Below are 20,144 nucleotides of genomic sequence, written 5' to 3' on the forward strand. Positions count from 1 at the left end.
AAAGTTTCTGCGTCAGATTTCCTATTTTCACTGTGAGGTTTTAACGGGCTTTGCATCTTACTTTTCAGTAAACTCTCCGTCTACGACGTCATCGCCTGCGTTTCCTGTTGCTTGTGCGCCTTCTGCTCCTGCTTGAGCTTGTTGGGCTGCTGCGGCTTGTTCATAGAGTTTAACAGCAAGTCCTTGAGCTTTTTCGTTCAATGCTTCAAGTTTTGCTTTCATGTCGTCCAAGTTGTTGTCTTCTTGAGCTTTCTTAAGGTCATCAAGGGCAGCTTGGGCAGCGTCACGTTCTGCGTCGAAACCTTTTCCTTCAGTTTCCTTGATTGTCTTTTCAGTCGCAAAGATTGCTTGGTCTACTTCATTACGAAGGTCAACTTCTTCTTTACGTTTCTTATCTGCTTCAGCGTTTGCTTCTGCATCTTTCATCATGCGGTCGATTTCTTCGTCAGTCAAACCTGAGTTAGATTGGATCACGATAGTTTGTTCTTTTTGAGTTCCAAGGTCTTTAGCCTTAACAGAAACGATACCGTTCTTGTCGATGTCAAATGTTACTTCGATTTGAGGAATTCCACGAGGTGCAGCTGGGATATCTGTCAATTGGAAACGTCCAAGAGTCTTGTTATCTGCTGCCATTGGGCGTTCCCCTTGAAGAACGTGAATATCAACGGCTGGTTGGTTGTCTGCTGCTGTTGAGAAGACTTGTGATTTAGATGTTGGAATAGTTGTGTTACGATCGATGAGTTTTGTGAAGACACCACCCATTGTTTCGATACCAAGTGACAATGGTGTTACGTCAAGAAGGACAACGTCTTTGACATCACCAGTAATGACACCACCTTGAATGGCAGCACCCATAGCAACTACTTCATCAGGGTTTACTGATTTGTTTGGTTCTTTACCAGTTTCAGCCTTAACAGCTTCTACAACGGCTGGGATACGAGTTGAACCACCAACAAGGATAACTTCATCGATTTCTGACAAGCTCAAACCTGCATCTGAAAGGGCTTGGCGAACTGGAACTTTTGTACGTTCTACAAGGTCACGAGTCAAGTCATCAAATTTCGCACGAGTCAAAGTCATTTCCAAGTGAAGAGGTCCAGCCTCACCAGCAGTAATAAATGGCAAGCTGATTTGAGTTGAAGTTACACCAGAAAGGTCTTTCTTCGCTTTTTCAGCTGCATCTTTCAAACGTTGCATTGCCATCTTGTCAGTAGACAAGTCAATACCGTTTTCTTTCTTGAATTCTGCTACCAAGTGGTCGATAATTTTTTGGTCAAAGTCGTCACCACCAAGTTTGTTGTCACCTGCAGTTGACAATACATCGAAGACACCGTCACCCAATTCAAGGATAGAGACGTCGAATGTACCACCACCAAGGTCAAATACCAAGATTTTTTCTTCTTTATCAGTCTTGTCCAAACCGTAAGCAAGGGCTGCTGCAGTTGGTTCGTTGACAATACGTTCTACTTCAAGACCAGCGATTTTACCAGCGTCTTTTGTTGCTTGACGTTGAGCATCGTTGAAGTAAGCTGGAACTGTGATAACTGCTTTAGTTACTTTTTCGCCAAGGTAGTCTTCAGCATAACCTTTCAAGTATTGAAGAATCATAGCTGAGATTTCTTGTGGAGTGTATTCTTTGCCGTTAGCAGAAACTTTTTCAGAAGTTCCCATTTTAGATTTGATAGAGATGACTGTATCTGGGTTTGTAACTGCTTGACGTTTTGCAGCATCACCAACAATGATTTCTCCGTTTTTGAATGATACTACAGATGGAGTTGTGCGGTTACCTTCTGGGTTTGCGATGATTTTGCTTTCAGTTCCTTCAAGAACTGCAACTGCTGAGTTTGTTGTACCTAAGTCAATACCGATAATTTTAGACATGTGTTTTTCTCCTTGTTTGTTAATTTTCTATTTTTCTTTTTGATACTCTTCTTAGGTGACGGCGCCGTCAGAGCTTGACTTCGTCAATCTCTTTGACTAAACTTTGAGCCTAAGGTCTCAAAGTTTGCGCAAATAGCGCCACGGCGAAGAGTATCGTCTTTGATTCGCTTCGCTCACTATTGCAAAGCCAAACATATTTTAACTTTCTTCATAGTTTAGTGTCGTTTCGGACAAATTTTGTCAAGTTTTCTAAACTAGTTGTACACTACTACCATTGCTGGGCGTAGGATGCGGTCATGGAGTTTGTATCCTTTTTGGAACACTTGGGCGATGGTATCTGCTGGGTGTTCATCGTCTGCTGGGAGAGTTTGGATGGCCATATGGTAGTTATGGTCAAATTCACCGTCAGCTGTAATTTCTTCGATTCCTTCTTCTTTCAAAGCGTGAATCAAGCTTTCTTGCACCATTTCCAAGCCCTTCTTCACATCATCTGTCAAACCTTCAACCGCGAGTGCACGCTCAAGGTTGTCCAAAGAAGGGAGAATCGATTTGGCTAAATCCTGGCTACGATAACGTTGCAAGTTTTGACGCTCTTCATTGGCACGTCGTTGGATATTTTGCATTTCTGCATGAGCGCGAAGGTATTTGTTTTCGAACTCATCTGCACGTTCATTTGCCAAGTCCAACTCAGACTTCTCAGGAGTCGTTTCTTCTACCGTTTCCACAACTTCCTCTTCTTGAACTTCTTCTACTTCTTCATTTTTTATATCTTGGGCCATTTTCGCCTCCTTTAATGATTTCAATCTTAATGTACTTCGTAATGATTACTGCTGAGGTAGCGGTAAAAATCTGTCAACTTCATGGTCAAAACACGGTTGACCACATTGACTTGGTTGATTAGCTGTTGGTAATCCAGATTGACTGGACCGATAATCGCTAGAATTCCAACTCCCCGATAAGGAATGAGGAACTTGCTACTAATCACCGCTAGGTCAGCTAGACAGGACTCTTGACTGTCTGCAACACGGACGTTTTGCATCTGATCTTCACGCAACCCCTCACGAATCTCCAGAGCCACCTTTTGCGGCTGGTCAAAGAACTGATAAGCTGCTAGATTGGCAAAATTCAAGAGATTGACCTTACCCGCCACCACAATGTTTTCGTTGAACATTTCTTTAAAAATATGTTCAAAGAGATCGATAACATTATCCGTCGTTGTAAAGTAACGCTGGATAATCTGCGGAATCTCCGTCCGAATCTTGTAGTGAATATCTAGAACAGTGTGACCGAGGAAACGTTCCTGAATGATGCTCTTCAGTTTCAGCAAATCCTCCTGCAAGAAGTTCCTTGGAATCAGAAACTGACTAGTAACCGTTCGAGACTCGTCTAGGGTAAATACCGCCAAGGCTGTATGTTGCCCCAAAACAACGATATCAAAGGCTGTCAAACGTTGCCTGCTCGGCTCAACATCCAGTGCTACTACCGTACAGCCACTCAAGTCTGTCAGTAGATTAGCAGCCTCTTGCAGAATATCCTCCAATTTGAAGAATTCCTGATCAAAGGCTTTGACAATCTCATATACCTCATTTTCAGCCAGTCTGTCAAAATCCAGTGAGTGTTTTACATAGTACTGAAAACCAGCAACACTTGGCATCCGACCACTTGAAGTGTGAGCCTTCTCAAGCAATCCTTGCTTTTCTAGAGCCGCCATGTCATTACGAATGGTAGCACTGCTAGAGTTAATAGACTCTTGCAAGGCTTTGGATCCGACAGGTTCGTGCGTTTTGGTAAAGATGTCAATAATCAGATTTAAAATATCCTGCTGACGCTCTGTAACCATCTCATCACTCCTCTCTGTCTGATCGATTAGCACTCGATACACTCAAGTGCTAACTTATGATTCTATTATACACCCTTAAAAGAGAATGTCAAGACAAAAACTCAAAATTTTAGCACTCTTTTATTAAGAGTGCTAAAAATCAGTCTAAAGACCTAGAACCTTACCGTTCATCTACTCGGTATTTCCTTTTTAATCTGAAATAACCATAGATTAAATAAGAAAACATAAGCACATATAGCATAAAGATTACAAAGAAGGATTGAGAAAGACTTTCTCGATATAGAACCAAACAAGCAAGGAATCCTCCTAAAAGAGCTGCTATACTAGCACGAAGCCTAAGGTTCACCATCACCCATCTAAACTTAAGATCCTTGCAGAAAACCTCATCATCAGGAAGTAAATCAGAAACTGCTTTACGAAACACCAGAGACGAGCCAGTTTCTACAAGTTCCCAATCACCGTCTTTCAGATTTCCTAGTTGATGATGATACTTTTTACCCAACTTTTTATCAAATACACGGTAAAGTACATCGCCCGGTTGACACTCTTCAAAATAGAAAAAACCAAAACGACTCGTTCTATACCTCCAACCTTTCAAATGCATCTCATGTAAATATTCTTCTTCCTTGTCCAAATCAACAATGGTGAAAATCCGAAATTCTACTCTGCTATTCATTGTCTTACCCCAAAATTAGAAAACATGCCTGGTGTTATTTATCAGATAATTCTTTCCACTTTTGACTCAATCTCCAAAAAATATAAGAAATCTGAATCGCATAAACTATCAATAAAACACTATGTATTATGACAATTAAAAACTTTTCCCAACTGAAGGAACTACCTCCACTGACAGACTGTAAGAAAACCGGTAGTAGCGCTGAAAAGAGAAGCAAAATAGGAAGCATCCGCATTATTAAAATACGTTTAACCATATCTAACTTGCCAGCCACATCATTATAAATTTCAAACTCCGCATCCGACTCAATTTCAGAATGTGCTTTTCTAAAGTAGGAAAAACCATTAAAGTCTGTAATATGCTCCCAACCACAATCTTTAAATAGTTGTAAATAGGAGGCTCTCTCTGATTTTTTCATGGGATAAAAGTCCAACTGATAAGACACCTGCTCCGGTTGGCACTTTTCAAAAGTATACTTAACCGCAACTACTAAGTTAGAGTAGGTTACTTCCTTGAGCTTCCAGCCCTCAGTATGCATTTCCGCAAGGTACAAAGCCTCTCTATCATAATCCGCAATGGTAGCAATCCTATAAACAACCTTCTTTTCCATCATCTTCCCTCCAGACTGTTTCTATAGAGCCGTTCAATACGTTTCAATTCAATATCTAAGACTTTGCGTCCCAAGTCTGTCATCTGATATATTTTACGCTTCTCCTCTTCACGGACAAAGGAAATCAAACCATCCTTTTCCATCTTTGACAAGGTTCCATACATAGTTCCAGGACTAATCGAAACTTGCGAATCCGTTATCTCCTTGACCTTTTGCGTAATACTATAACCATGACCTTCCTTTTGCAGGCAGAACAAGATATAAAAACCCGTTTCCGTCATCGGAAGATAAACTCGACGAATCTTATCCGTTAATTCCATTTTCATTCACCTCCTATCAAGTTCGATATATCGCACTTCGTTATATAAAATATATCACACCTCGATATGAAATACAAGAAAAAAGATCACCCACAGGCAATCTTTCTTCTATATTAGTAAAGATCTAAATAATTATCAATTTCCCATTGTGAAACGAAGGTTGCATAACTTGCCCATTCGATTCGTTTAGCTTCAAGGAAACTAGTGTAGATGTGATCTCCAAGAGCTGCTCTGACAACCTCATCTTCTGTCAAAGCTTTCAAAGCGTTGTGAAGAGTTGATGGAAGGTCTGTAATTCCAGCTTCCTTACGCTCTTCCGCTGTCATGATGTAGATATTTTCTTCAATAGGAGCTGGTGCTTCAATTTTATTTTCGATACCATGCAAACCAACTTCCAATAGAACAGCCATAGCAATGTAAGGGTTCGCCATTGGATCCACTGAACGCAACTCAAGACGAGTTCCCATACCGCGTGAAGCAGGTACGCGCACAAGTGGCGAACGGTTACGACCAGCCCAAGCAATGTAAACAGGGGCTTCATAACCTGGAACCAAACGTTTGTATGAGTTAACCGTTGGATTCATGATAGCAGTATAGTTGTAAGCATGTTTGATCAAACCACCAAGGAAATGGTAGGCCGTTTCTGACAACTGCATTCCTTTTGGATCATTTGGATCAAAGAAGGCATTGTTTCCTTCTGCATCAAACAAGGACATATTACAGTGCATACCTGATCCAGCAATACCAAATTTTGGTTTGGCCATAAAGGTTGCGTAAAGCCCATGTTTTCGAGCAATGGTCTTAACAACCAGTTTAAAGATTTGAATCTTATCACAAGCACGAAGAACTTCATCGTACTTAAAGTCAATCTCGTGTTGCCCAACAGCAACCTCATGGTGACTCGCTTCTACTTCAAATCCCATTTTAGTCAATACATTCACAATCTCACGACGGGTATTGTCCGCAAGGTCGGTAGGTGCCAAGTCAAAGTAGCCACCCTTGTCATTCACTTCAAGGGTTGGATCTCCGTTTTCATCGAGTTTAAATAGGAAGAATTCTGGTTCTGGACCAAGGTTGAAGGATTTGAAACCAACTTCTTCCATGTGGCGAAGAGCACGTTTCAAATTGCCACGAGGGTCACCTGCAAATGGTACACCTTCCGTTGTATAAACATCACAGATCAAACCGGCAACACTTCCGTTTTCATCTCCCCAAGGGAAGACTGTCCATGTATCCAAGTCAGGGTACAAGTACATATCTGACTCATTGATACGTACAAAACCTTCAATAGAAGATCCATCAAACATAGCCTTGTTTGACAAAACTTTATCTAACTGTTCATCTGTAGCAGGAATTTCGACGTTTTTCATCGTTCCCAAAATATCTGAAAACATGAGACGGATAAATGTAACATTTTTTTCCTTGACTTCACGACGAATATCTGCAGCTGTGGTTGGCATGAGTTTTCTCCTTTATATTGACTACTTGCGGTTGCCTAACCGCGACCAAAAGGTGACCGTACTGAAGCAAAGCGCCCCTGTTGGAGGAGTTCATTGTGAAGTGCACGACGTACTTCAGTCTGACTAACCGCCTTCTTGGACTTCGCCTCACGTTCAGCATATTTTTTCTTAATCGCAGCGATATTACAACCTTCAGAGATATAATCCTTGATTTCAAGCAGACGATCCATGTCATTCAAAGAATACATGCGACGGTTTCCTTCGTTTCGATCAGGCTTTATCAATTCCTGATCTTCATAATAGCGAATCTGACGCGCCGAGAGATCGGTCAATTTCATAACACTGCCGATAGGAAAAACTGCCATATTGCGGCGAAATTCTTTTTCCTTCATTTACTATTCCCTTCTTTCTGTCTATTATAGTCTAAAAAATTCTATCCGTCAATTGATAATGTTATAAAATGTAACATTATTTTTTCTTCCCTGTAAAATAAAGACGCAATCGTTCAATATCGTAATTTACAAGAATTGCTACAAAAACTCCCATAAAGGTTTCAGATACACGCGCAAACACGTACAAAATTGTTTCTCCGCTGGGTATCGATAGGGTAATGATTAACATTGCTGCTACTCCACCAATAACCCCAGCCTTGTTGTTCATAGAAACATTTGTCATAATGGTTAACATGGTACAAATTGGAACAACAATCAAGGTCACCCAAAAAGCTTCATGAAACAAAGAATTCAAAAGAAAAAATACAAGGGCATAAAAACCACCAATACTATTACCTAGAATACGTGATGTTCCAAAATGAACACTTTTATCAAAATTCTCTCTCAGACTAAAAACGGCTGTCAAAGCACCGATTTGAAGACCTTTCCAGCCAAAAAAACCAAAAATTAAGAGAACCAGAAAAACAGCAATGCCCGTTTTAAAAGTACGCATACCAAGTTTAAACTGGGATTTATCAAATTTATATTTTTTAAAATAACTCATAATCTCAACTTTCTACTTCTATTTTATCATAAAAAGTGTGATTTCATGAGTGATTTCCAAGAGGAAACGTTTTTATTTTGAGAAAAAGAAAAGAGGAAATTTCATCCCTCTCTTCTTTGATTCATTTATAAAATCTTATTTTTCTGTCAAGACTGCAAGTCCTGGAAGAACTTTACCTTCAAGAAGTTCCATTGATGCTCCACCACCGCGTCACAAATACCTACACTAACACAAAAAGGTGACATAGCCACCTTTTTGTTAACGTTTCAGTTTTGTTCCTTTTTCTACAAAATCAGGATTTTGTAGAAACTAACGGGCTGAAATTATTTTTCTGTAAGTGCAGCCAAACCTGGCAATACTTTACCTTCGAGAAGTTCCATTGATGCTCCACCACCCGTAGAGATCCACGAGAACTTATCTGCACGGCCAAGGTTAATCGCTGCGGCAGCTGAGTCACCACCACCGATGATTGATTTAACGCCTGGTTGTTTTACGATAGCATCCATCACACCGATTGTACCAGCTTGGAAGTCTGGGTTTTCAAAGACACCCATAGGTCCGTTCCATACAACTGTTTTCGCACCAGTCAAAGCTTCGTCAAATTTAGCGATAGATTTTGGACCGATGTCAAGACCAAGGAAGCCTTCAGAAACTGCTTCACCTTCAGTGTCACGCACTTCAGTGTAGTCAGCAAATGCATTTGCTTCTTTTGAGTCAACTGGCAAGATCAATTTACCATTTGCTTTTTCAAGAAGAGCTTTCGCAACATCCAATTTGTCTTCTTCTACAAGTGAGTTACCGATTTCGATCCCTTGTGCTTTGTAGAATGTGTAAGTCATACCACCACCGATAAGGACTTTATCTGCTTTTTCAAGTAAGTTTTCGATAACACCGATCTTATCTGAAACTTTTGAACCACCAAGGATTGCTACGAATGGACGTTCTGGAGCTTCAACTGCTTCTTGGATGTAGGCAATTTCGTTTTCAAGAAGGAAACCAGCAACTGCTTTTTCAACGTTTGCAGAGATACCAACGTTAGATGCGTGTGCACGGTGAGCTGTACCGAATGCATCGTTTACGAAGATACCATCTCCAAGTGATGCCCAGTATTTACCAAGTTCAGGATCATTTTTAGATTCTTTCTTGCCATCAACATCTTCGTAACGAGTGTTTTCAACCAAAAGAACTTGTCCATCTTCAAGAGCATTGATTGCAGCTTCCAATTCAGCACCACGAGTAACGCCTGGAAGGAAAGCAACTTCTTGACCTAATTTAGCAGCCAAGTCAGCAGCTACAGGAGCAAGTGATTTACCAGCTTTGTCTGCTTCTTCTTTAACACGTCCAAGGTGAGAGAAAAGGATTGCACGTCCACCTTGTTCAAGAATGTACTTGATAGTTGGAAGAGCTGCTGTGATACGGTTGTCGTTGGTAATCACGCCATCTTTTACAGGGACGTTGAAGTCAACACGAACGAGAACTTTTTTCCCTTTCAATTCAACGTCTTTAACAGTCAATTTTGCCATTTGGAAAGACTCCTTAATTTATTTTATTCGAAACTATTATATCACACTTTATTGATATAAGGAAAGATTTCACAATATTTTTCAATATTTTAAATCAAATTAAGCAACTTAATATGTTAGAGCGAAAAGACAAACACCGGCTAAAAAGTAAAGAACATCTACTTTATTGATGTCAGTACTTTTTTACAATAAGTCTTGCATTTCATTGAAACATTCTATCATTTATGAAAGTATCCCCACTGACTAACTAACAGGACTCGTTTTATCTTCTAAAATCAAATAAAAAACTGACATGTACCCTAAAAATTAGAGACTAAACTCTAACTTTTGAGGACATATCAGTTGACATCCAGAAACCAACTACTATCTGGACAAATTAAGCTTAAAATACAGCTTAATCCTTATCTACGATACTGTTTCAAGAAACGTGTCATCTTTTCTTGGATTTGGGCCAATTCATCTACACGAGGGAGATAGACGATACGGAAGTGGTCCGGTTCCTGCCAGTTAAAGCCACGACCATGAACCAAAAGAACCTTTTCCTGTTTCAAGAAATTAAGGACAAACTGCTCATCATCATCGATACGGTACATATTGCGGTCGATTTTAGGGAAGATATAAAGTCCCGCCTTAGGCTTGACTGCAGACAGACCTGGAATATCTTGAATGGCATTGTAGATGAAATTTCTTTGTTCATAAATACGACCACCTGGAAGGAGCAATTCATCAACTGACTGATGGCCTCCAAGTGAGGTTTGTACAACCTGCTGGGCCAAAACATTAGAGCAAAGGCGCATGTTTGACAGCATATTGAGCCCTTCAATATAGCCTTTAACATGTGTCTTAGGTCCAGACAAGACCATCCAACCCACACGGAAACCAGCGATACGATGAGATTTTGACAGACCATTCATGCTGACACAGAAAACATCTGGTGCCAAGCTAGCCACAGGCGTATGCACATGCCCATCCATGACCATGCGGTCGTAAATTTCATCCGCAAAGATAATCAAATCGTTTTGACGGGCAATCTCAATAATCTCCAGCAAGAGTTCCTTAGGATAAAGGGCTCCAGTTGGGTTGTTTGGATTGATAAGAACGATGGCCTTGGTATTAGAAGTAATTTTTGACTTGATATCGTCAATATCTGGATACCATTCAGCAGCTTCATCACAGATATAGTGAACGGCATTTCCTCCTGCTAGACTGACAGCCGCGGTCCAAAGAGGATAGTCTGGCATTGGCACTAAGACCTCATCCCCATTGTCCAAAAGCCCCTGCATAGACATGACAATTAGCTCACTAACTCCATTTCCAAGGTAGATATCATCAATATCTACATTTGGGAATTTCTTCAACTGGCAATACTGCATGATAGCCTTACGGGCTGAGAAAATCCCTTTGGAGTCAGAATAACCTTCACTATCACGCGCATTCATAATCAAGTCATGAATGACCTCGTCTGGCGCTGTAAAGCCAAATTCTGCTGGATTTCCTGTATTCAGACGTAAAATCTTTTCTCCGTTTGCTCGCATTCGCATGGCTTCTTCCAAAACAGGGCCACGGATATCATAAGCAACATGCTCTAACTTACTAGATTTGTTATATTCTTTCATTTTGTTTCCTCAATTCATCGGGATAGTAACATTATACCACTAGAAAGAAAATGCGACAAGTTTGCTGAAATATGTTACTGAAATCCTACACAAGAAAAACCTCACTAAAAGCGAGGTTAAGACAGTGGAAATAGCAGAAATTTTGCGAAAGACACATCACATACCAAAAGATAAACCTAGAAAAAGAAAGCCTAGAAAGGAGTCATAGAGAATATTAAACATGAGGAAGAGTCCCTATGTCATCAAGTAATCCCAACGTCCACTTCGTTTTGCAACTAGGAATAAGATTAGATGGTAGAGTACATGAAAGATTAAAAAGCCGATGAGGCCTGGATAAAGAAGGGGAATCAGCTTCTCTAATTGCCAGATCATGATCACTTCTAGCAAGACTGACACTAGGATGATTCCATAATAAAGGAAATTTGATTTTTTTTGTTTCTTGAAAAGAGCTGTTCATCATTCTCCCTCCCTTCACCTATTTCCTGCTATCCCTTCTTTTATTCTAGCATATATTGAAACCGTGTTAAAGCGCTAACTTTTTTTAGGAAACTGCTTTTTTTTGCTTTACTTCTATAGTGAAAAGGTTTACAATTGAGGTGAAGAAATTACAGGAGGTTTCAATATGGCACAACGTTACCAAAATATTATGGTCGCAATCGATGGTTCTAATGAAGCGGACTTGGCTTTTGTTAAGGGAGTTCACTCTGCCCTACGAAATGCTGCTAAGCTTACCATCGTCCACGTTATTGACACACGCGCTCTTCAAAGTGTATCCACCTTTGATGCTGAAGTTTACGCAGAACTCCAAGAAGACGCTGAAAGCATGATGAAAGAGTACGAAAAACGTGCGAAAGATTCAGGTGTCGCTAACATTCATACTGTCATTGAAATGGGAAATCCAAAAACACTTCTTGCACGTACCATTCCAGACGCTGAGGGTGTGGATTTAATCCTTGTTGGCGCAACAGGTCTCAATGCCTTTGAACGTCTCTTAGTCGGTTCTTCTTCCGAATACATTCTCCGCCATGCAAAAGTCGATTTGCTGATTGTGAGAGAGCAAGAAAAAACATTTTAAAAACTAAAAAGGAGCCTCAAAGCTCCTTTTTCTTATTTTTGTCTTTCTTTATGGCGTTCATAAGCCTTCCGTTGACGTTGCAATTCTTTTTCAATAGCTGCTTCTGGGGCGTATTTTTCTTCCCAATCATCTGGTTTCAATATTTTATGGGTAAGGGGGTCAAAGTGAGCCTTCCCGTCTGGGAATATTTTCCCCATATTAGCTTGGTGGACAATGTCAAAAATACGTTCTGGATCCACTCCCATCAAAACAAAACTACCATAAGTAAAGTAGAGTGAATCAATCAGAGCATCTACCTGGCCAACCAAATCTTGTTTAGCCGGTGTCTTTTGCACGACTTTCTCAGCTGCATTATCAATGGCTTTATGTAGGCTGGTAAGTGACTCTTGGAATTCTTCTTCTGACGAGCTCGCTGCTCGCACAAACTCTACTAATTCTTCTATCTTAAATCCAGCTCTATGAGTTGCCCCTTCTATATCCCATGCTATAGGTTCTTCTTGAGTCCGTTCATCCATCATATGGTGGAAGGTCTTGACCTTATTAAAATGATAATCTCGGCTGACAAAGACTTTTTCCGAAGCCAAGACACCAAAGTGTTCCAAGGCCTTGTGAATACCATCTTGCTGGTTGCTAGTTGTGATATGCTTGGCAACTTCCTTAACACTACTACTACCGTTTCCCATGGCAACAGACATCCCCACACCTGCTAACATTTCTAGATCATTATCTGAGTCTCCAAAAGCCATGACTTGATTAAGATCAAAACCATATTCTTTCCCAACTCGACGAATTCCTTCTAATTTAGAATTTCCTTGATTAATGATATCTGCCGCAAAAGGATTGCTGCGAGTTAATTTTAAATCATCAAAGTCAGCCGTCGCCTTCTCTGATTCTTCTGGCGTCATTAGCATCAAAACTTGGTAGATAGGCTGATTCATTAAGTGAAGCAGGTCCTCTTCTTTTTGAGGAACAACCTTACTAACCAATCGATTAAAAGAATGGCTAACTGTCCGAGTCAAAACAGATGGAACAAAGCGACTGATTCTCTGTGAAAAAGAACCCATGCCAAAAGACATGATTTTCGATCCCACCATAGCATCCTTGCTTCCAAGAGCAATCTCCTTGCCCTCTTTTTTTGCATAAGCAATCAATTGCCGTAAATGTGACTTAGAAATAGGACTTGTAAAAAGAACCTTGTCTTTCGTAAAGATATACTGACCATTATAGGTGACTGCAAAATCTAAATCCAAATCTTTCATTAAATCCTTAACAAAAAAAGGTCCTCGCCCTGTGGCTACTCCAACAAGTACCCCTTGTTCTTTAACAATCTTAATCGCGTCCTTAGTGGATTTCAAAACACTCTTGCGATCGTTGACGAGGGTACCATCGATATCAAAAAAAACAGCTTTGACTTCCATCCTATCTCATTCTCCCCTTTTATGATACAATGATTATACCACATTTCAGAAAGAGTGAGTAAATCATGCCTAAGAAAATCCTTGTTTTACATACGGGCGGAACTATTTCCATGCAAGCCGATGCTTCTGGCGCTGTTGTGACGAGTTCAGATAATCCCATGAACCATGTGTCCAGTCCTCTTGAAGGAATCCAAGTCCACGCCTTGGACTTTTTTAACCTGCCAAGCCCCCATATCAAACCCAAGCATATGCTGGCCCTCTACCAGAAAATCAAAGAGGAAGCGAATAACTACGATGGGGTGGTGATCACACATGGGACCGATACTTTAGAGGAAACAGCCTATTTCCTTGATACCATGGAAGTTCCCCATATGCCTATCGTTCTAACAGGGGCCATGCGCAGCTCCAATGAACTCGGCAGTGACGGGGTTTATAATTACCTAAGTGCTTTAAGGGTTGCTAGCGATGACAAGGCTGCTGACAAAGGAGTTTTGGTTGTTATGAACGATGAAATCCATGCTGCCAAGTATGTTACCAAAACACATACGACCAATGTCAGTACCTTCCAGACTCCTACCCACGGTCCCCTTGGTCTGATTATGAAGAAGGAAATCCTCTACTTCAAAACAGCTGAACCTCGTGTTCGCTTTGACCTTGATCACATACAAGGATTAGTCCCTATCATCTCTGCTTATGCTGGTATGACAGATGAGCTGATTGATATGCTGGATTGGGAACAATTGGACGGATTGATTATCCAAGCCTTCGGAGCGGGTAATATTCCCCAAGAAACGGCTCAAAAATTAGAAAGCCTTCTGCAGAAAGGAATCCCAGTCGCCCTGGTTTCACGATGCTTTAACGGTATCGCTGAGCCTGTTTATGCCTACCAAGGTGGGGGCGTGCAGTTGCAAAAGGCAGGTGTTTTCTTTGTCAAAGAACTCAATGCCCAAAAAGCCCGCCTAAAACTCCTCATTGCTCTCAATGCAGGGTTAAAAGGGCTAGCTTTAAAAGAATACTTAGAAGGATAATGACCGTTCTTACACTGAAAGCAAAATCAGGAAATCTACGCGATTCCCTGATTTTTTCTATTTACGTTTTCGTGTTGAACGACGTTCTGTCAAACCATGAGGTAAGAGAACTTCACGTTCTTCCAATTCTTCCTTATGCATGATCTTGGTTAACATACGCATACTGATAGCCCCAAGATCATAAAGAGGTTGTGCAACTGTAGTCAAATTTGGACGAGTATAGCGAGAGATTTGAGAATCGTCACTGGTAATGATTTCAAATTCTTCAGGTACCAAAATTCCTTTATCTGAGAGACCATTCAATACTCCTGCAGCTAATTCATCACCTGTAACTACTGCCGCCGTTGCATTTGATGAAATCAAGCGTTCTGCCAAGGCATAACCGTCTTCATAAGTGTATTTAGACTCAAAGACCAAACCTTCACTATAAGAAATACCTGCTTTTTTCAAAGCATCTTTATAGCCGACCAGGCGTACTTTCCCATTGATATCATCTACTAAGGGACCACTCACAAAAGCAATTCGCTCATTTTCTTTTACTAGGTAGCTCACTGCATCAATGGTCGCTTGTTTATAATCGATGTTAACACTTGGAAGTTGGTGTTCTATATCTACTGTACCAGCAAGAACGACCGGTGTCCGTGAACGAGAAAACTCTGAACGAATCTTTTCAGTTAAGTGGTAACCCATAAAAATGATCCCATCCACTTGTTTTGAAAAGAGGGTATTGACAACAGAAACTTCCTTGTCATCATCTTCATCACTGGTAGCAAGAACGATATTGTACTTGTACATTTCTGCGATATCATCAATTCCCTTAGCAAGAGTTGAAAAATAACCATTGGTAATATTGGGAATCACAACACCTACTGTCGTTGTTTTTTTACTTGCAAGACCACGCGCCACTGCATTTGGACGGTAGTCTAAACGGTCAATCACCTCAAGTACTTTTTTACGGGTATTCTCTTTAACATTCTTGTTGCCATTGACTACACGGCTGACTGTCGCCATCGAAACTCCTGCCTCACGGGCGACATCATAAATCGTTACTGTATCATCTGTATTCATTCCTTTTCCTTTCTACATCATACTACAAAGGGCTCTGAAAGAGATTGTATGAAAATTTCGTTTTCATGTTTCTATTTATTCCATTCTATCACTTATTGTAAACACTTTCAAGTATTTTTTAAAGATTATTTGAAAAAAATTTCATCTAAACTCATTTTCTTGAAGAAAAATTTTTTCCAAACTAGATACTTATCCTAAAAAAGTTTATATAATAGAAAAAACTATTACATCTTATCCTAGAAGAGTATTATTTCTATATACATTTGAAAACGCAAAATAATAATCCTTGCTATTTTTAATTTCGCATAAAAGTAATATAAGCTTGGATATTTTATAAAAAATAACATAGAATTTTTATGAAAGAAAACTTGATTGATTATTTCCCTAAAGAATACTTGAACTACATGCATCCTAGAGAATTTCTTCTTGTTAATTAACTTAAAATTGAAGTTTTGAAGAACAAATGACCTTTTCTTGATTTTTAATCCTATTTACTGTATGATTAAGAAAAAGAAAGGAGGGCAGATATATGGCTTTTACCAATACGCACATGAGGTCTGCTAGTTTTGGCATTGTTAGCAGCTTACCTGATGATGTCATTGACTCTTTTTGGTATATCATCGACCATTTCTTAAAAAATGTCTTTGAATTGGAAGAAGAACTCGAATTTCAATTGCTCAATAAAAACGGAAGTATTACCTTCCACTTTTCAAGTCAACATCTTCCGACAGCTATTGACTTCGACTTTAATCATCCTTTTGACCCTCTATATCCCCCAAAAGTGCTGGTTCTAGATATGGATGGCAAAGAGACCATACTCCTTCCAGAAGAAAATGACCTATTTTAAAAAACTCTAGTCTCCTTTGAACGCAGATAGGAAACTAGAGTTTTTCTATTTTTTCAAATCATCATACAAGTTGCGGATAGGTTGCTTTAATGTAGGATGAACAAAATAAGGAGCTATTTCCTGCAAGGATTCAAGGACAAAGAGTCGTTCTGCTACATAAGGATGAGGCAAGATAAGATCGTCTGTATAAACAACCTGGTCCTCTACAAAGAGCAGGTCCAAATCAATCAAACGAGGGCCCCAATGCACTTCTCTTACCCGTCCCATCTCTGACTCAATGGTTAATAAGGTTTCTAACAAGACTGGAGCTGGTAACCAAGTTTCCACCTCAACAATCTGATTGGCAAAACAATCCTGCTCAACTCCACCCCAAGGTTCTGTTGTCAAAATACTGGATTCTTTAAGGATACGAATGCCTTTAGCCTGCATTTTTTCAATAGCCTCTTTCAGATTAGCTTCCTTATCACCCATATTGCTCCCCAAGGCGACAAAGGCTCGTTGCTTACGGCGATGAATGGTTACTGAGCAAGTATCTAGTGGCAAATGCACTGGCGCCCAGGGTTTTTTCAGTTCCAGCTTAATTTCTTGAATAAGAGGATAGGCTTCAAAGGTACGTTCTACTAGTTTGTAGGCTACCGTTTCAATCAAGTCCTCAGTGGTTTCCTGAAACCAAGTCGTCCACTGCTGGCACAGTTCCCCATAATGAACTGACGCTGATAAATCCAAGTCTGTTGCAGCCTTGGTCATATCATAAGATAAGGTCGCTGAAATAATAAATTTTTGCCCCAATTCTTTCTCACTTGGAAAGAGGCCGTGATAGGCGAAAATTTCTAAATCCTTAATCTGCAGTTGATCCATGACTAGTCCTTTCTAGAAAAATCCGCTTTAGGCGGATTTCTTATAGTCCCATTAAACGGTAAGCTTGATCACGAAGATCCTTATCCGTCTCAAATACCCCACGAGCTACGGTTGTTAAGGTAGCCGTTCCAGGTTTTCTAACACCTCGCATACTCATACACATATGTTCTGCTTCAATGACAACAAAAGCACCCTTAGCCCCCAAATAATCCATCAAAGCATCTGCCACCTCGATATTCAAGCGCTCCTGAATTTGAGGTTTTTTAGAATAGACCTCTACTGTACGAGCTAATTTTGATAAACCAGCCACACGTCCGTCAGGAATATAGGCGATATGGGCTCTACCATAAAAAGGCAAGAAGTGGTGTTCACACATGGTATGGAAAAAAATGTCCTTTTCCACGACCATATTATCATCAATAATCTCAAAGGATTTTGATAAGTGTTCCTCTGCTGTCTGACCCAAACCTGAAAAAATTTCTTGGTACATGCGAGCTACACGGGCAGGTGTTTCCTGCAACCCCTCACGATTCATATCCTCACCGACAGCTTCAATAATCATTTTTACAGCTGTTTCAATCTTTTGTGTATCCATTTTTTAGTTTTTCCTCTCCATTAGGTAGGCTCTCACCTGGCTCAAGAAATATAGGGAACCAGTGACAAGCCTAACTGTTTTTTTATCTTGATTTTTTAAAGTAGGTTGATCTAGAAATGCCTGCCAAGTTTGATAGTTGAGATTTCTAGACTGAGCTACTTCTTTCAGCAATGTTCGATCCGTCGCCCGACTATCATCAAAATGAGTCAGGGTTAGGTCGCTATCTGGGATCGTTTCTAACAAATCCAACATATCCTCCAAAGCCTTGGTTTTGATACAAGTAAAGAGGATTTCCTTATGATAGCCAGCAAATCTCTCTTGTAGAGTTGCTAATAAAGCCTTGATAGCATGAGGATTATGGGCGCCATCCAGAATCAACAAGGGATCTCTAGAAACAATTTCCAATCTTCCTGGCCATCTTGTTTCTTCCAAAGCTTGAGCCAATAAATCATTGCTGATGAGTTCTCGCCCAGTAGCTTGACAATAGGTATCTAGCAGTGTTATCGCCATCCCGGCATTTTCAATCTGATGCAAGCCAAGTAGCCCTGTCTGAAAATGACCTTGTCTGACAGGGCTGGTATAGGTAAATACTTCCCCCATTACCACACTTTCTAAGTGCTTCACCTGATAATCTTTCTCATAAGCTATTCTTGGAGCATTCTTTTTAGTAGCTATAGCATCTATAACAGACAAAGCTTCTGGAGTAATGGAACCTGTCACCAGCGGAATACCCTGTTTGACAATCCCTGCCTTCTGCTCTGCTATGACTTCTAAGGTATTTCCTAGAAGGGCTACATGGTCCAATCCAATAGTCGTGATACCTGCCAAGATAGGCTGGCAGATATTGGTGCTGTCTAAGAGACCACCCATACCGACCTCCATAATTGCCACATCTACTTTTTCAGAAGCAAAATACTCAAAAGCAATAGCTGTCAAAATCTCAAATTCTGTTGTTTCCGCCAAACTCTTTATGTCAGACTCTTCTAGCAAGGTCTGATACTCTGCCATCAGAATTTCCAATTTTTCTTCTGAGATGGATTGTTCATCAATACAAATCTGATCCCTATAGTGAATCAGATAAGGGGAGCTGAACACACCGACTCGAAACCCTAGCTTTTCTAGCATCTGTTTCAAAAAAGCAATAGTAGATCCCTTGCCATTAGTTCCACCAATATGGATGACTGGGAGTCTATGATGGGGATTCCCACGCAAAGCTAAGAGCTCTGTCATCCTTTCCAGACCAAAATGAGGCTGGTCCGTCCGATAGCGAGTAATCCATTGGTTGTTATTGAATTCTTTCATCTTATTTATATTGTTTTAAATCTACATGTTCCGCTAATTCAGCCTGACGTATGGCCGAAGCAATTTCAACAGCCATCTTGTGACTGGCTACATCATGGACTCGTACTACTTCAACACCCTGCCTCACAGCGATACTCGTGACATGAGCTGAAGCTATGTCTCTATTTCGAAAACCAGCTTCTGTCTCAGAATTGACTTCAAATCCACTCTCTTCTAGAATATTGATGACAAAGCGCTTGCGTGAAACGCCGAGAAAGATGGGATAGCCTTTTTGATGCAGTTTTTCCAAATCCCGAAGAAGAAGCAAATTTTCTTTCTTGGTCAAGCCAAAACCAATTCCTGGATCCAGCATAATATTTTGACGATCAATACCAGCTTCCTCTGCTTTGACCAAAGCCTTGGCAAAAAAAGTATCCATCAATTCTTCTATCGATAGTTTTTCAAAACGAGTAAACTCTTCCTCTGTAAATACTTGTCCAAAACCAAAGCGAGGAAAAATCTGAGAACTAGGATGCTGGGGCCGTGCCATGACTGGATTGAACATGATAACCAGCTGTGCAGAAGTCTTGGCAACGACATCTGCCATCTTCTCATCTCCCATAAGGCCTGTAATATCATTGACAATATTAGCACCAGCAGCCAAGGCAGCCTCAGCCACCCGACTTTTCCAAGTATCGATCGAAATGAGGATATCACTTTCTCTGCGAATTGCCTCAATCACCGGAACTACTCGCTGAATTTCCTCTTCTATCTCAACATAGTTACTTCCAGGTCGGGTCGATTCTCCACCGATATCTAGAATACTAGCTCCTTCTGCAATCAATTTACGAGCTTGCTCAAGCGCTTGCTCAACAGCAAAAAACTGACCACCATCTGAAAAAGAATCTGGTGTTACATTGATAATTCCGCAAATAGCTGTCTTTGCATGATTGGCTTTACTTGACATCTCGATCACTCCCTTAAGATTTTTCACCATATTATTTCTCTATTTTACCATAAAAAAAGAAAAAGATGGATACGATTGCATTCAC

20 protein-coding genes and 1 pseudogene are annotated in these 20,144 nt (G+C 40.4%); 3 read left to right on the forward strand and 18 right to left on the reverse strand.

What is annotated here, in order from left to right:
- Nucleotides 1–57 precede the first annotated feature (57 nt).
- The 12 genes and pseudogenes from dnaK to HMPREF1117_RS12010 form a co-directional block, all read right to left on the reverse strand.
- On the reverse strand, nucleotides 58–1,881 hold the full coding sequence (dnaK, locus tag HMPREF1117_RS08385) for a molecular chaperone DnaK (protein WP_000034661.1): 1,824 nt from the start codon (nucleotides 1,879–1,881) through the stop codon (nucleotides 58–60).
- Nucleotides 1,882–2,135: 254 nt separating this feature from the next.
- Nucleotides 2,136–2,660 (reverse strand): nucleotide exchange factor GrpE, encoded by a 525-nt coding sequence (gene grpE / locus HMPREF1117_RS08390; protein WP_000046043.1) that lies wholly within the window; start codon nucleotides 2,658–2,660, stop codon nucleotides 2,136–2,138.
- A 26-nt stretch (nucleotides 2,661–2,686) separates the two neighbouring features.
- Nucleotides 2,687–3,721 carry a heat-inducible transcriptional repressor HrcA gene (gene hrcA, locus HMPREF1117_RS08395; RefSeq protein WP_000255759.1) on the reverse strand — a complete coding sequence of 345 codons (1,035 nt, stop codon included), beginning with the start codon at nucleotides 3,719–3,721 and terminating at the stop codon, nucleotides 2,687–2,689.
- Nucleotides 3,722–3,881: 160 nt separating this feature from the next.
- Complete coding sequence (locus HMPREF1117_RS08400) at nucleotides 3,882–4,397, reverse strand: DUF2812 domain-containing protein (RefSeq protein ID WP_001088683.1); 516 nt, start codon at nucleotides 4,395–4,397, stop codon at nucleotides 3,882–3,884.
- Between the two features lie 34 nt (nucleotides 4,398–4,431).
- A complete protein-coding gene (locus HMPREF1117_RS08405; RefSeq protein ID WP_025171596.1) occupies nucleotides 4,432–5,007 on the reverse strand; it encodes a DUF2812 domain-containing protein in 576 nt (191 codons plus the stop codon).
- Nucleotides 5,007–5,327 carry a PadR family transcriptional regulator gene (locus tag HMPREF1117_RS08410; protein WP_007557131.1) on the reverse strand — a complete coding sequence of 107 codons (321 nt, stop codon included), beginning with the start codon at nucleotides 5,325–5,327 and terminating at the stop codon, nucleotides 5,007–5,009. The genes HMPREF1117_RS08405 and HMPREF1117_RS08410 overlap by 1 nt, the downstream gene beginning before the upstream one ends.
- Nucleotides 5,328–5,440: 113 nt before the next feature.
- The gene (gene glnA / locus HMPREF1117_RS08415) at nucleotides 5,441–6,787 is read right to left on the reverse strand and encodes a type I glutamate--ammonia ligase (RefSeq protein WP_001143302.1); all 1,347 of its coding nucleotides are present in this window, start codon (nucleotides 6,785–6,787) and stop codon (nucleotides 5,441–5,443) included.
- 35 nt (nucleotides 6,788–6,822) lie between these two features.
- Nucleotides 6,823–7,179 carry a transcriptional repressor GlnR gene (glnR, locus tag HMPREF1117_RS08420; RefSeq protein ID WP_000659540.1) on the reverse strand — a complete coding sequence of 119 codons (357 nt, stop codon included), beginning with the start codon at nucleotides 7,177–7,179 and terminating at the stop codon, nucleotides 6,823–6,825.
- A 76-nt stretch (nucleotides 7,180–7,255) separates the two neighbouring features.
- Nucleotides 7,256–7,783, reverse strand: coding sequence for an FUSC family protein (locus HMPREF1117_RS08425; protein ID WP_000119892.1), 528 nt, complete (start codon nucleotides 7,781–7,783; stop codon nucleotides 7,256–7,258).
- A 323-nt stretch (nucleotides 7,784–8,106) separates the two neighbouring features.
- Nucleotides 8,107–9,306, reverse strand: coding sequence for a phosphoglycerate kinase (locus HMPREF1117_RS08430; protein ID WP_001096779.1), 1,200 nt, complete (start codon nucleotides 9,304–9,306; stop codon nucleotides 8,107–8,109).
- Nucleotides 9,307–9,707: 401 nt separating this feature from the next.
- Nucleotides 9,708–10,922, reverse strand: a complete 1,215-nt coding sequence (locus HMPREF1117_RS08435) for a pyridoxal phosphate-dependent aminotransferase (protein ID WP_000666457.1) — start codon at nucleotides 10,920–10,922, stop codon at nucleotides 9,708–9,710.
- A 156-nt stretch (nucleotides 10,923–11,078) separates the two neighbouring features.
- Nucleotides 11,079–11,382, reverse strand: a pseudogene (locus HMPREF1117_RS12010) (hypothetical protein).
- A gap of 162 nt (nucleotides 11,383–11,544) precedes the next feature.
- Between HMPREF1117_RS12010 and HMPREF1117_RS08445 the strand changes: the two are divergent.
- On the forward strand, nucleotides 11,545–11,997 hold the full coding sequence (locus HMPREF1117_RS08445; RefSeq protein WP_000079156.1) for a universal stress protein: 453 nt from the start codon (nucleotides 11,545–11,547) through the stop codon (nucleotides 11,995–11,997).
- A 32-nt stretch (nucleotides 11,998–12,029) separates the two neighbouring features.
- Here the strand turns inward: HMPREF1117_RS08445 and HMPREF1117_RS08450 are convergent, their stop codons facing one another.
- Nucleotides 12,030–13,415: a Cof-type HAD-IIB family hydrolase gene (locus HMPREF1117_RS08450; RefSeq protein ID WP_000452105.1), complete on the reverse strand. Its 1,386-nt coding sequence runs from the start codon at nucleotides 13,413–13,415 to the stop codon at nucleotides 12,030–12,032.
- 65 nt (nucleotides 13,416–13,480) lie between these two features.
- Between HMPREF1117_RS08450 and HMPREF1117_RS08455 the strand changes: the two genes are divergently transcribed.
- The gene (locus HMPREF1117_RS08455; RefSeq protein ID WP_001124793.1) at nucleotides 13,481–14,443 is read left to right on the forward strand and encodes an asparaginase; all 963 of its coding nucleotides are present in this window, start codon (nucleotides 13,481–13,483) and stop codon (nucleotides 14,441–14,443) included.
- 57 nt (nucleotides 14,444–14,500) lie between these two features.
- Here the strand turns inward: HMPREF1117_RS08455 and ccpA are convergent, their stop codons facing one another.
- The gene (gene ccpA / locus HMPREF1117_RS08460; protein WP_001090639.1) at nucleotides 14,501–15,511 is read right to left on the reverse strand and encodes a catabolite control protein A; all 1,011 of its coding nucleotides are present in this window, start codon (nucleotides 15,509–15,511) and stop codon (nucleotides 14,501–14,503) included.
- Between the two features lie 529 nt (nucleotides 15,512–16,040).
- Here ccpA and HMPREF1117_RS08465 point away from each other — a divergent pair.
- Entirely contained in the window at nucleotides 16,041–16,358 is a 318-nt protein-coding gene (locus HMPREF1117_RS08465) for a DUF960 domain-containing protein (RefSeq protein ID WP_000886024.1), read from the forward strand.
- A gap of 45 nt (nucleotides 16,359–16,403) precedes the next feature.
- Here the strand turns inward: HMPREF1117_RS08465 and folK are convergent, their stop codons facing one another.
- From folK to folP, 4 genes are read right to left on the reverse strand one after another with little or no spacing between them, the layout of a single operon-like run.
- Entirely contained in the window at nucleotides 16,404–17,216 is an 813-nt protein-coding gene (folK, locus tag HMPREF1117_RS08470; protein WP_000372487.1) for a 2-amino-4-hydroxy-6-hydroxymethyldihydropteridine diphosphokinase, read from the reverse strand.
- 40 nt (nucleotides 17,217–17,256) lie between these two features.
- A complete protein-coding gene (gene folE / locus HMPREF1117_RS08475; protein WP_000380935.1) occupies nucleotides 17,257–17,811 on the reverse strand; it encodes a GTP cyclohydrolase I FolE in 555 nt (184 codons plus the stop codon).
- A gap of 3 nt (nucleotides 17,812–17,814) precedes the next feature.
- On the reverse strand, nucleotides 17,815–19,113 hold the full coding sequence (locus HMPREF1117_RS08480; protein WP_007557146.1) for a bifunctional folylpolyglutamate synthase/dihydrofolate synthase: 1,299 nt from the start codon (nucleotides 19,111–19,113) through the stop codon (nucleotides 17,815–17,817).
- Nucleotide 19,114: 1 nt separating this feature from the next.
- Complete coding sequence (folP, locus tag HMPREF1117_RS08485; protein WP_000240378.1) at nucleotides 19,115–20,089, reverse strand: dihydropteroate synthase; 975 nt, start codon at nucleotides 20,087–20,089, stop codon at nucleotides 19,115–19,117.
- Between the last annotated feature and the right edge of the window lie 55 nt (nucleotides 20,090–20,144).

The sequence above is a fragment of the Streptococcus sp. SK643 genome, from assembly GCF_000259505.1.
GTDB lineage: Bacteria > Bacillota > Bacilli > Lactobacillales > Streptococcaceae > Streptococcus.